Annotated in this window: 11 protein-coding genes; 1 reads left to right on the top strand and 10 read right to left on the bottom strand. The window is 38.0% G+C overall.

All coding sequences use genetic code 11. The annotated features are described in order from the left end of the window. The 3 genes from ABIL69_06650 to ABIL69_06640 form a co-directional block, all read right to left on the bottom strand. Positions 1-1,289, bottom strand: a 1,289-nt coding sequence (locus ABIL69_06650) for an SBBP repeat-containing protein (GenBank protein ID MEO0123665.1), incomplete at its 3' end; no start/stop codon positions are given. A 396-nt stretch (positions 1,290-1,685) separates the two neighbouring features. Continuing rightward, on the bottom strand, positions 1,686-2,660 hold the full coding sequence (locus ABIL69_06645) for an ABC transporter ATP-binding protein (protein ID MEO0123664.1): 975 nt from the start codon (positions 2,658-2,660) through the stop codon (positions 1,686-1,688). A 262-nt stretch (positions 2,661-2,922) separates the two neighbouring features. After that, the gene (locus ABIL69_06640) at positions 2,923-5,316 is read right to left on the bottom strand and encodes a S8 family serine peptidase (GenBank protein MEO0123663.1); all 2,394 of its coding nucleotides are present in this window, start codon (positions 5,314-5,316) and stop codon (positions 2,923-2,925) included. A 106-nt stretch (positions 5,317-5,422) separates the two neighbouring features. Between ABIL69_06640 and trpS the strand changes: the two genes are divergently transcribed. Next, entirely contained in the window at positions 5,423-6,412 is a 990-nt protein-coding gene (gene trpS, locus ABIL69_06635) for a tryptophan--tRNA ligase (protein MEO0123662.1), read from the top strand. On the opposite strand, the gene ABIL69_06630 is transcribed toward trpS, so the two are convergent. The 7 genes from ABIL69_06630 to ABIL69_06600 all read right to left on the bottom strand — a co-directional run. Beyond that, positions 6,409-6,930, bottom strand: coding sequence for a UpxY family transcription antiterminator (locus tag ABIL69_06630; GenBank protein MEO0123661.1), 522 nt, complete (start codon positions 6,928-6,930; stop codon positions 6,409-6,411). The genes trpS and ABIL69_06630 overlap by 4 nt on opposite strands. Before the next feature lie 26 nt (positions 6,931-6,956). Next, entirely contained in the window at positions 6,957-7,928 is a 972-nt protein-coding gene (locus ABIL69_06625) for an NAD(P)-dependent oxidoreductase (protein MEO0123660.1), read from the bottom strand. 27 nt (positions 7,929-7,955) lie between these two features. Then, positions 7,956-8,966 (bottom strand): PorV/PorQ family protein, encoded by a 1,011-nt coding sequence (locus tag ABIL69_06620; GenBank protein ID MEO0123659.1) that lies wholly within the window; start codon positions 8,964-8,966, stop codon positions 7,956-7,958. A gap of 123 nt (positions 8,967-9,089) precedes the next feature. After that, positions 9,090-9,941: a DUF4340 domain-containing protein gene (locus ABIL69_06615; protein MEO0123658.1), complete on the bottom strand. Its 852-nt coding sequence runs from the start codon at positions 9,939-9,941 to the stop codon at positions 9,090-9,092. After that, positions 9,931-12,075: a Gldg family protein gene (locus tag ABIL69_06610; protein ID MEO0123657.1), complete on the bottom strand. Its 2,145-nt coding sequence runs from the start codon at positions 12,073-12,075 to the stop codon at positions 9,931-9,933. Before ABIL69_06610 ends, ABIL69_06615 begins: the two co-directional genes overlap by 11 nt. Further along, positions 12,072-12,992 (bottom strand): ATP-binding cassette domain-containing protein, encoded by a 921-nt coding sequence (locus ABIL69_06605; GenBank protein ID MEO0123656.1) that lies wholly within the window; start codon positions 12,990-12,992, stop codon positions 12,072-12,074. Before ABIL69_06605 ends, ABIL69_06610 begins: the two co-directional genes overlap by 4 nt. 104 nt (positions 12,993-13,096) lie before the next feature. After that, positions 13,097-13,473, bottom strand: a 377-nt coding sequence (locus tag ABIL69_06600; protein ID MEO0123655.1) for a hypothetical protein, incomplete at its 5' end; no start/stop codon positions are given.

Raw genomic sequence — 13,473 nt, 5'->3', positions numbered from 1 at the left:
GATCTACCAGCAGTATTGAGAAAACGCCCACCAACATAAATATTCCCCAAACCATCAAGCACCACCGGACCACCACTACCACCACGACCATCCGGACCACGACTCAAATAACACCACCGCTGCTGACCCGCAGAATCAAGCTTCATCACCGTAAATAATAGAATACTTCCAGTATCCGCACTCACACCCGTCACATAAATATTACCCGAATCATCAACTACACCACAACCAGGAAAATCATCACCACCCACCGGACCATTAAACCGGTACACCCACTCCTCCTGGCCAGAAGGAGAAAGTTTTATGACACAAAAATCTAAACCAATACCCCAGGAATAACCAAGACAATAAATATTGCCGGTACGGTCAAAACCAATCACACCGCCCGCATCATTATAACTCGCCGGTCCATCATAACGATAAACCCACTGCTCCTGACCCGCGGAATCAAGTTTAATTATCGTAAAATCAGTGGATGTGCCGCCACCGGTTGAATAGCCCCCAATATATATATTTTCATTCCGGTCAATCACAATACTTGATGCCTCATCATAACTACCCGCCGGTCCATCATAAACATAACGCCAGACCTCATTGCCCAGAGTATCTAATTTTATGCATATCATATCATAACCAGATGTAAGACCACACGCATAAACACCATAAGACGAAGACACCGCTATCGCATTACCACGAATCGCTATTGTATCCATAAATACCCATTGCCTTTGCCCATTTGTATCAACACATAAACTAATAAACACTGGAGAGTTACTTGGTGAAGGTCCGGTGTATCCCGTCACATATACCCTGTTATTCTTCATTGCAATGTCATAACCTGCTGTCAATCTGCCCAATGAATCGTTAAAATAACACCACTTTAACTCACCTGACGAATCCAATTTTATTACACAAACACCCTCTATATGGCCGCCTGTTGTATCCTGAGACGTTAGGTGTCCAGTCGTATATGTATTTCCAGAGCTATCAGCAATTATCGCTGACGGCACATCAGTCCCGGCTGGATTCACATACTGATAAACCCACTCCGGTGTCTGAGCAAATAAGTTGGAAGGAGAAAGTAAGAAGTGAAAGGTGAGAAACAGAAAGACAACAGATAGAAAGAACAAACTCTTTATTTCGGATTTCGGATTGCGAATTGCGGAATGGGGAAAAAACATTTCGGATTTCGGATTGCGGAATGTGGAATGGGAAAAAGACATTGCGGATTGCGTCCGCCAGACGGAGTGACGGATGCAAATAGCGAAATCGTTTGAAACTCTCCTCATTTTTACTCCTGTTTCATTTTAACGGGAAAATCCAATATGTGTATACCTAAAAATAATAAAATAATATACCCAGAATTGAATATTGTTTTTCCAAATAGGTGCCAAGGTTCAAGTATCTTCATCTTTTCCTCAATTATATTCCTTGGTTTAAACAAGAGAAACGAGATTTCTTATCGGGGCTGGAAGCCCCTCGTACATTTATATAGCAAGGCGCAACAGCAAGCTGTTGCACTCCAGATTATTGCTAAATGTAGTATTTGAGCTTGCTCAACATTTGCAGAGCGAACTCTGCCACTACTACAGGAATTACTGGGGATAAATTCCAATTTATCAAATAACCAATCCCAATTACCATACCAGCATCCACGCCTATAAACCAACAACCATTTCCCAAAATCATTCATCCTGATTTTCCTTTAAACTCGCACCAGTTAAATATACAAATACATCTTCAAGGGTCGGCGATGTGACATTCACAGACAGAACCTTTGCCTTATCCCGAATCATATCAACAAGTTTACTCAATAACAATTCAGGATTGTCGGTATTCACACGGACATAATGATAGCCATCCTGTTTTGAAATATGCATACTCGCCGATTCTTTTATCTGGGTAAAATCTTCTTTATTCAAATCACCCAGACATTTCAGTTCTAAAACCTGTTCCTGGGGCATCGCCTTTTTCAAGGCGGTTGGAGTATCGAGCGCATTTATTCTGCCCCGATTCATAAATGCCACTTTATCACACAACTCATCCGCCTCATCCATATAATGGGTTGTTAATAAAATTGTCTTTTTCAATTTATGTGAAAGTTCTTCTTTGATAAATTGCCTGATAAACCTTGCAAAATAAGGGTCTAATCCAAGTGTTGGTTCATCAATCAACAAAATCGGTGGGTCATGGATCAAGGCACGGGCAATTGCAAGTTTCTGTTTCATTCCGCTGGAAAATTTTTCCACATTCTCATTTGCCCGATCTTTCAAATCCATAAGTTCAAGCAAAAAATCAATTCTTTCTTTCACTTTATTTTTGGGCACGCCATAGAGTGCAGCAAAATATTTTAAATTATCCAATGCACTCAACTTCCAGTATAAAGATCTTTCGCCACCAGTGAGAACTCCAATCTTTTTTCTAACGCCTAAAGGGTCTTTTAAAACATCACAACCGCCAACGATTGCCGTGCCACCGTCCGGTATCAAGAGTGTGGAAATACATTTTATCAGCGTGGTTTTGCCTGCACCATTTGGTCCCAATAACCCAAAAAGTTCGCCATCTTTAATCTCAAAACTTACATCATTGACTGCCCGAACTTCGGAATTATGTTTCTTGAAAATCTTTATTAGATTTTTTATAATGATGTCATTCGCCATCCAATAATAATAATCAAGAAATTTTAATAATCAAGACCCCGAAAAACCGATTCCTCTCCAGATTTTACAATATCCCCCTTTATAAAAGTTTAATCCCCAATTATCCCCCTTTATAAAAGGGGGAATGAGGGGGATTGAATGTGTGATTTCATACATATCTTTGAAAAGTTGCTACAACAGAAAAACAAGCACAATGGTACAATCCCTCCCACCCCATAAATTTGGGAGAAGATACAGCGGACTCTGCGCTAATTTCTTAAAACTATCTTAAGAGGATTAGTTTTTCTGTTATCGCTTTCTCACCATTACCAATCTGGATGAAATATACTCCCTGCGGAACAATCTTACTCTTATCATCTCTGCAATCCCAGTTTAAAACCTGCCAGCCATCTTTACTTGATTTTCCATAGAACAGGGTTTTGACTAAACCACCATACAGATTGTAAAGTAGAATTTCATATTCTCTATCATTTGGAGGTAAATAAACTTTAAATCGCACATTGCCAATTTTCTGTGGATTTGGATTTGCCATTTTCAATGTAATATTATGTGGTCTATTCAAATCCGAAGTCTCTTCATAGACTCCAACCGGGCTTTCAAGAAAATTACCAGTTAATACAACCGCATAAGGCTGCCTTGCCGTTACTACATTTGCTGCCATCACCCTTAATCTCCATTGTCCGCGCCGGGGATTAGGGATATTGAAACATTCATAAGGATTTAAACTATCGTAGGGAGCGGTTGGATTGCGAACCGATTGCCCATTAGAGTAAACATTTCCTTTGAAAGAATCTGAAACGGGTGATATCAATCTGACATTCAGATTATTAATCAATGCCCTTGTTGCGCCTGCTGCAGCAGCAGTATCGGTCCAGGCAACGACCGCACGTAGTGCAGGAACAGAATCAATTATTGTAAATATATATTCCGCAAACTGACCGGTTGATAATCCAATTGTATCATCATAAAGTAGCAATTCTCTTCGGTCCGGAGTGGGATTGGCAAAGGCAAGGACCGAATCCACAGTAATCCTTCCCCAGCCAATATATTCACTGGGAACTACATAACTCCCGATGTTCGGTGATGTAGATACATAAACCATTGCCCGGAGCAATGCTGAACTTACATATCTCATACTATCAGGAGGATTCCGATAGCCACGCGGATACCAGCCTTTTTTCAGATATTCACGCATCAATCCTACACAAGCATTGCAAGAAGGTGCTGACATTGAGGTACCAGACATTGAAACATAAGAATTAGTGGTATTTCGCTGGGCAGAATAGATACCTTCGCCAGGCGTAGCACAATCAGGTTTTATTCTGCCATCAGGTGCCGGGCCACGGCTTGAAAAAGTGGATAAAACAGTAGCATTGGTTCCATTTTGCACACTGGCAACTGCAAGCATTGATTTTGCATTTCCAGGCTCTGTTATACGATACTGGCTTGATTGTCCCTGATTACCACATGATTTTATCAGCACTACATCGCGATTGCGCCAGCAGAATAGGTCACACTCCATACTCTTAGCTGAATACTGCCCCATCGTCCCGGTCCACCAGGAATTGGAAATTGTATATGCCCGCAATTGAGGATTACGGAGGGTATTGGTTAATACATCAAAAACCGTTATAAAATTATAAGAAGAAGACGGTATCGGACATAGGTGAGAGATTCTCGCACCCTTAGAGTGTCCATCCCTTGGGTCTGTACCACCCATTGCTGAATCATTTCCGGCAATTGTACCGCCCACATGGGTACCGTGACCGTCTGGGTCACCCACTCCACTCGCTGGCGGATATTTCTTGAAAACCACCACCTTGCGGTGATTGGGAAATTCCCCCGTATCCGTAATTGCAATAGTCGGATCGCGGAAGGCATAATGGTTTACATCAAGACCGGTATCAGTATAACCAAGAACCTGGTCTATACCAAAAATGCCCTGACGCCATATCGGGCGGATTGTATCAGATGGTGGAATTCCTTTCTGATTGACCCACTGCGCCTGGTCATTTTCGGGTTCAGACGGAAACCATTCTTCAATCCAGTAAACACCAAATAAATTTGCAATATCTATTAACTTTGAGCGTTTGCACTCAACCCAGAAAAATTTTATTTCATCAGTATCTGAAAAACTCAGAATCTGAATTCCAAGGTTTGCTAAATCCCGAGCCACCTCATTAATCAATTCAGTGGGGAAAATATAAACAAGAAACTTTCCATATGTACTACCATTGAGAACCTCTCTATAGAATTTATATGCAGGCTGATATATCTCCACACTTCTGACAAAAGAGAATCTTTCCACTGATTTTTTAGTTTGATTATCCATTCTAACAACAAAATTATACCGTGAATGACATCCCAGTAATTTTGCACCTGTTGCTACAATCTGTTGCAGATTATCTTGATATATTGGACCGTACAACTGAACAAGGTAATATCCATTCACTTCTTCGGGGTATTCTTTAATACTTAAATTCTCAGGTAGAACAGGTTTTTCAACAAGGGGATCAAAATAATAATCAGTAATAGATAGAATGTTCCCGTCGCCAAGTGGCTGAGGTTCATAATAACCCAATGTAATTGGTCTGAATGGATTATTTTCCGCAAAACCTGCTAATGATATTATGAGTACTAATAGAAAATATTTCATAAAGACCTCCTTATTTTCATTATAATACGAAGTTAGAAAAATGTCAATAAGGAAATCAGCAATTCTTAAGGATTGACATAATAATTTTTTTAAGTAATATAATGGCATGAACAAAGGAAATGTTTTCAGTGGAATACAGCCTTCGGGTAGATTGCACATAGGAAATTATGTTGGTGCGATGCGAAATATGATTGCCCTGCAGGAACATTATCAATGTATTTATGGGATTGTTGATTATCATGCGATGACGGTTCCATTTGAACCGAAGAATATGGAAGAACGGATATTCAATTGTGCGGTTGATTACATTGCCGCAGGCATCGACCCTCAAAAAAGCATTCTTATGCTCCAGTCAACGGTCTCTGAACATACCGAACTTGCCTGGATATTGAATACAATAACCCCTATTTCCTGGCTCACAAGAGTCCCTACATTTAAGGAAAAGAAATCCCAGAATCCTGATTATGTGAACATGGGATTGCTTGATTATCCCGTATTAATGGCAGCAGATATTGTGCTTTATAAATCGGTTGTTGTTCCAGTAGGCGAAGACCAACTTCCCCATCTTGAATTGACGAGAGAGATTGTCCGTAAATTTAACGCCTATTTTGGTGAAACATTTCCTGAACCAAAAGAATACCTTGGTAAAGTAACAAAATTGCTTGGGCTTGATGGTGTTAATAAAATGAGCAAATCCCTTGATAATTGTATATATCTTGATGAAGATAAAGAAACAATTTGGAAGAAATTGAGCACGGCGGTCACCGATACTAATAGAAAAAGAAGAAGCGACCCTGGCAATCCTGAACTTTGCAATATTTACACTATGCATCTCGCATTCTCCAAACAAAAAGATATAGAATACTGTGCGCAAGAGTGCAGAAAGGCAGGAATTGGTTGTTTGGATTGCAAGAAAATATTGTTAGAAAATCTTTACGGCGAGTTGGAACCTATTCAGGAAAAAAGAAAAACATTAATAAATAATCCTGGATATATCTACGAAGTCCTTGATAGTGGGTATAAAAGAGCCAAGAAGATTGCCCAGCAAACGATGCAAGAAGTCTACGAAAAATTAGGGATTAAAAAATTCCACTAATAGGGTCTTACTTCATCATCAGCAAGGGTTACCGCAACTGATTGCCCCATCAATTCTATAGAAACAACAAGTTGCCGTTTCTTGCTATCTTCTTTTAAAAGAATGCCTATGGCGCCTGCCAGTGGTCCTGCCACCACTCTTACTTTTGCACCGACAACAAGATATGGCAGAGGGTAAATATTGCGGTCGCTCTGGACAAATATCTTTATTGAATCTATATCTTCATCAGGAACTGGTGTGGGTCTGCCATTTCCACATATCCTGACAACACCATTTGTTTTGTAGACCTTTAGCCAGTTTTCTTTATTGTTATCAAGTTGAACAAATAAATAGTTGGGGAATAACGGCCTTTTGATGAGAAGTTTTCTATCTTTTCGCCTGCTGGGGACGAGGATTTCCGGCAGAAAGGTACAAAGCCCCTGGTCAGTAAGAATCTTATTAGTTGTCCTTTCGTGATGGCATTTCGTATATAAAGCATACCATTTTAAGTTATTCGCAATTCTGCCGTCATTATTCATAATTTAATTATAACAAAAAAAACCATTCAGTCAAGACTCAAATAATTATTTTCTCTATACCATCTTATTGTCTCTTCCATTCCCTTTTTAAGGTCATAATGCGGACTCCATCCAGCATCTTCCATTATACTTGAACTTACACACACCCAGAAACTCTGAGACATTTCCTTGATTTTATCATAACCCACCAATCGTATTTTTTGTGGAATTAGCAGGTCACTTAATATTCCAAACAGCAAGGCAACATGTTCTGGAATGTTTATTTTTATACATTCTTTTTTTTGCAATATTTCCTGTATCGTTTTAATGACTTCATTAAAAGCATAACATATCCCATCACTGACATAGTAGGTTTTATGATTAAACAGGCTTTTTGCAATAATTATTTCCATAAGTGCAATCAAATCTTTTTCAAAAATTAAATTAATATATTTCTCTTCTTTGCTAATGTTCGGACAGAATCCTTTTTCTAAGATTCTAATGATTTTTAATATTTCCATATCATAGGGTCCATACACAGAACAAGGACGAAGTATGATGTAATCAAGTCCAGAATTAATAACAATTTCTTCGGCGAGTCTCTTTGTTATTCCATAGAATGAAACTGGAGCAGAATTTGTTTTTTCATCTACACCATTTTTAGAACTTCCCGGACCGCCTGCGGATTGAGAACTCAAAAATAGAATTTTATTAACCTTCTTCCTTCTCATTGCATTTATCAAATTCTGGGTTGCGACAACATTTGCATGATAAAATTCATAATAACTGCGTCCCATTGTTCTCGCTGCACAATGAACAACTATATCAACATCTTCAAGTGCCTGGTCAAGTCCTTGGTCATTTTCTAAATCAGCATAATTTATCAGAACATTAGGATGATCTTTATATACAATTATGTTTGATGTCCTTCGGACAAGAATTTTTATTGGTGATACCTTGGCACGGTCAAGAACAAAATTCTTACCGATGAAACCGGTCGCGCCGGTAACGAGAAGCATTTATCTATAAGGTAAAATTAGAAAAGGCTAAAATTGATAGCTCAATGAAAATTTCCGGTTGGTCGTTTTGAAATCATACATTGCCTCATCAACACCTACATCAAGGGAGAATCCGCTCGCCTTAATTCCACCACCGAATGTGAAACCAATTCGCTTGCCCTCATAATCATAGAAATAGCCGCCCCTTAGCTGTATGAAATCAAAATAATCTATTTCAAGGCCCACGCCCTTCCAAGCCTCCTGCATTTCATAACTCAGATTCTCAAAAAATGTATTGTTGGAATTGGCGAACATACCAACCAGAACTTTTGTAACTTCACCAGTAAGACGGACTTTTATAACTTTTGCATTTACTGGTTGAATTTTTAATCCGATTCTCAAGGTATATGGTAATGGATCTGATGCACCACTTTGAGAATAACTTATATTAGGACCGATGTTATGCAATGCTAAGCCTAATGAACCGTATTCAAAAGGTTTGTATAACACACCTGCATCAAAGGCATAGGTAATGCCAATACCGCCGTTTTTAATTCCCAATTCGGGCATCCTGCCAAATACCCACGGTGCAACAAGATATGAATATACAAATTTCCATCCTAAACCGATGCCTAACTTGGGATTTAATTTAAACCCATAACTTAATGCCCCTGCAATGTCAAATGTTGTATATGTTCCAAGATATACACCCTCAGGGTTAATAACATCGGTTGGTCCCGTTGTAAGATAAATCAGATTCAAACCTCCAGTTCCATTCTTTATCGGTCTTACATATGCAGCATATTCATAATACATTCCTTCGTGTAATCCAGAGAGCCAGGGTGCATGTTGTAGAGTTATTGCCTGTCTATCCATAAATGCCAGTCCAGCCTGGTTATAGTAACAGGCAGTTGCATCATCAGCTATAGCAGAAAAGGCGCCTGCCATTGCGGTTGCCCTTGCTCCGGGCCAGATTAAAAGAAAGACACAGCCCGGCCTCTGCGCAGCTGCTCCTGCAATAGACAAGGATATCAAGAGCAGTGTAAAGAGTTTATGCATCAAAAACCTCCATAACTGATTATATTATATTCTTTAAAAAACAAAAGTCAAGACCCTGTGTGCAATAGTTAAGCACGCTAAAATCCCTGGCTATTGTCTAAATGAAAGGTATTACCTATCAATTCATTTTCTCTTCTTTTCTTGCTCAGAAATAAGATTTAAGAAATTATTAATAGTGTATTCACTCAAAAGAAAAATCGTCGGTTTATCTGACAATTTCACGAGATAATTGTAATCACGCTTATCACCAATTTCCAACCCGAATTCACCCCCGCCAGCGGTAAAAATCTTTATTTTATTTCGGGGCTGGAAACTCGCCGTATCAGAAAATCCCGTTGCCCTGAGATCGCTCAAGGTGTAAAGTAGCCCATCAATTTTATTTTTCTCTATGATTTTGTCCTTATACATCCAGAGTGTATCTTTTTTTATTATCTCTTTATCGTCAATGCTTATTTTTTCTATCAATTCTTTATCAATTTTCATTATCGTCTTATCACGCCAGTCATCTGGTTTTATATTAACCTGATGTTTTGTCATTCCGCTCACCAGATAAACCTTATCGTCATTTTCAAATCGGAAATATGAATTTTGATAATCACCCGCATACTTCCCGATGTAAAAAGAAACTTCTTTTTTTCCTTTAAGAATTATTTTTATTCCATTTACACCGACTTCAAAATCGTCAAATTTTTCCTTCCTTTTTGATATGACTTCACCAAGTTTTAAATTCTTCAGATTGTTGATAAGAAAAGCAATGGTAGCACTGTCACCTTGATAGTTGAAGGGTTTTATTATCTGGTAACCATTATCTCTGATTTCTATCTCGGTCGTATCAATCGGTCTGCAAATTTGAATTGACCGCAATTCTTCAACCGTGATTATCGGTTTAGTTTGTGGTTTTCTACCTGTGAATAAAAGAATCAAAAACAGAATTACAATAACGCATATAAGAATTATTATATTCTTATGCTTCATAGCCACTTTTTCCTCCTTTTCTTATCTGCCATCTTATTATACCAACAATGATAAATATTAAAACGGGTAATAATGGCGATAACCACTGTATAAGTGTCTTCATTCCTTTGCTTATCTCTTTTAACGGTCTAATACTGACAGATTTAGAGCGAATTGAGATTAAAACCTCATCCTGAGTGAGCCAGTCAAGAATATTCATAAATAATGCAATTCCAGGGCCGCTCAAGAATTGATTATCAATGAATTTTGATGTGCCAACAACTACAACCCTTTTATCACCTGATAGGCAGCTGATAGTATTGAATGGACCCTGTTTGTCAAATGGTAGTGGTAATGGTAAGAACTTCTGTTGGTCCATAGGATTTAATGACTGCGGAGAATTTCTAAGCCAGGATGCCTTTGAAGTTCGAGCAAGTTCTTCACCACCTGTTATTGGACTGACAAAAGGCAAGACAACCGTTTCAAAATCTTTTGTGATAGGATTTTGTTTTGATAGGTCCATTATTTTCGGGAAATATGGATACGGAACGATATTCTGCATTACAAAAGACCCATGCTGGCTCCTTAAAACCATCATTTCATTATTGCGGTCCATTATCATTCCGGGTTCAATTGTAATTCCAAGTTTATTTAATAGTGTATCAACATTTGGTGTGCGAAGTGGAAAAGCAAGAAAGAAGTCTAAATTTATGCCAAATCTATCCACAAACATTGCCACCGGGATTTTATTATTTATGTATTCAAGTATCTTTTTTGTTTCCGTTGTATCAAAATCACTTTTTGGACCGGCAACGACAAGGGCATCAATCTTGGGATTTATTGTGTCTTTAAGATTGACATTAATAATGGTGTATCGGTCCCTCATTTTGTTCAAGAGATTTTCTGAGAGTGTCAATTCATCGTGTCCACTTGTAAAACCTATTGTTTTAATACTCTCTTGAGTTAATTTCTTTATCCGGGAAGTGATATCGTATTCAAGATTTGTAAAATCTTCAACTACCGGCATAACTTCTCTTTTATTTTCAAATAGGAAGACCAGTCCCATAAATCCTTGTTTCACTCCAAATTCACCCTGTTTTACTTCAGTAAACTGTAGAGGGATAATGCCGTTTCTCTGTGCATCCATCATTTGTTCAGGTGTCGTTGGGTCATTATGTTCAATCCGAATTTTACCTTTTGACCTCAAACGATATTCACCAAGCAGGTCATTGAGATACTGGGCACGGTTGTTGTATGGAAATGGCAATTTACTTGTAATATAGGCATGAATCACAATATTATCGGGCAAATCATTCAATATCTTCAATGTTGCCCTGCTCAATGAATAGATATTACCCTGAGTAAGGTCTAATCTAAAAAATAATCTTGTTGAGACAAGATTGATAAGAATTATTACAATGCCAATAAGCGCCCACTGAGTAGTACTCAGCAACCTTTCTTTTATCCTGCTGTAAAAATAAAGTGCACCGTAAATGAATAGAAATGTTAGTGAAAGGAAATATATGAAATCCCGTGAGTCAATTATGCCACGAATTATGTTATTGAGATGGTAATCAATGCTGATATAATTGAAGAAAGGCATTATGTTTGTCGGAAGGGCAAAGAGCAATTTGCCGATGATAAAGAAGAAGAAAGAAATGAATATACTAATAATGAATGCAACGATCTGGGTTGTAGCAATTGATGAAGCAAAAATTCCAATACCCGTGAAGAAGAGGGCAAAAAGTATTAGACCGATATAACTTGTGAACACAATCCCCCAGTCAATATTACCTAAAAATGATGAAATGATAGGAAAAATAAGCGTTACACACAACCCGATCAAAATCAAAATAAAGGCAGAAAGCCATTTACCAATTATAACATCAGCATCTTTAATCGGGAGTGTAGCAAGGGTCTCAATTGTTCCATGTGCCCTTTCTTCAGCAATCAATCTCATACATATGCCTGGGATTAAGAGCAGAAACAAAATGGGAACAATGTTTACGAAACCATTTATATCTGCCTCACCACCCAGAAATAAATCCTGGGCATAGAACCAGCCACTCAAGCCAACAAATACTATCAGTATGATATAGGCAATTGGTGAATTGAAATAAGTATTCAACTCTTTTTTGATTATCGCCTTAATCATTGTTCCTCCTTTGTCAATTCTCTGAATATATCTTCAAGTGATGTTGCTTTCCGGTGTAGATCAAGAATTTTCCAGCCTTTATTGACCGCAGTATCAAAAATGGTCTCTCTAATATCCTTTTCGCTGATTATTTCGTATTGATAAAGATTGTCTTCAACCTTTTTTTCGTTTATTTCTTTTATCTCTGCTATCCGTTTTAAATCTTTTAGTGGACTCTGTTTTGCGATTAGTTCAAGGGTTATCGTTTCACCCCCTTTAGCCATTGTCCTTATCTCGTTTTTGTTTCCATCGGCAACAAGTTTACCTCTATTTATTATCAATACCCTTTCACAGGTTGCCTCTGCCTCAGAAAGGATATGGGTTGAGAGCATTACGGTTTTCTCCTTTCCCAGTTCTTTTATAAGATTTCGTAATTCAACTACCTGGTTTGGATCAAGACCTTCGGTTGGTTCATCAAGTATTAAGATATCGGGGTTATGAATTATTGCCTGGGCAACTCCCACCCTTTGGCGATAACCACGAGAAAGAGTGCCAATATTTTTATTCAATACTTCAGTGATGCCGCAGATCTCCGCCACTTCGTTTACCCGATTCCTCAGGTTCTCAATGTGTCTTATCTCACCGATAAATTCAAGATACTCATAGACCTTCATATCAGGATACAGCGGATTATCTTCAGGTAGATAGCCAATCAACTCTTTTGTCTTTATCGGCTCTTCGTTCACATCAATTCCATTAATCAGGCATTTACCACTGGTCGGTATTAGATAACCTGTGAGCATCCTCATTGTCGTTGTCTTTCCGGCACCATTCGGTCCAAGAAATGCAACGATCTCGCCTTTTCCAATATTGAAAGAAATATTATCCACAGCCCTTGTTGAACCAAAATGTTTGGATAAATCTCTGACTTCAATCATTACACCTCCTTATCAAAACTTAATAGCTTCGTTTATTGAAATCCGAAAATGAATATTTAATTATATAAAAAAAATCTAAATAGTCAAGTTTACGAAAATCAGATTTAAAATTTTGTATCTAATTGAATACCGAGCTCTTTTTTTGTAGAAATTTTTTCCAGAAGGGTAAATTTCATTGTTATGCTAATATTCTTTGTAGGCTTAATTGAACAATAAATAAATCCATGCCTTCCTTTTCCATAAACCATTCTATTGTTAATAATTCCGGGTAAATCAGGTTCATAAACATAAATACGGGTTGAATAAGAATCTGTATCAAATAGACCATATCTGCATTTCGCATCAACAAATCTCGTATCAATTCCCAACTCTACCCCATCAAATATTCCCCTTTTTAATGAATCTCTATAATCATATTTTTCCTCAAGTCTCAAATCAAAATATAAAAATCTTTTTATCTTGAACCGCAAAAAAATACGCG

The organism is candidate division WOR-3 bacterium (genome assembly GCA_039802005.1).
In the GTDB taxonomy this organism is placed as follows: Bacteria; Hydrothermota; Tepidihabitantia; order SM23-42; family JAOAFX01; genus JAOAFX01.
This window is presented reverse-complemented; position numbering and strand designations above follow the sequence as displayed.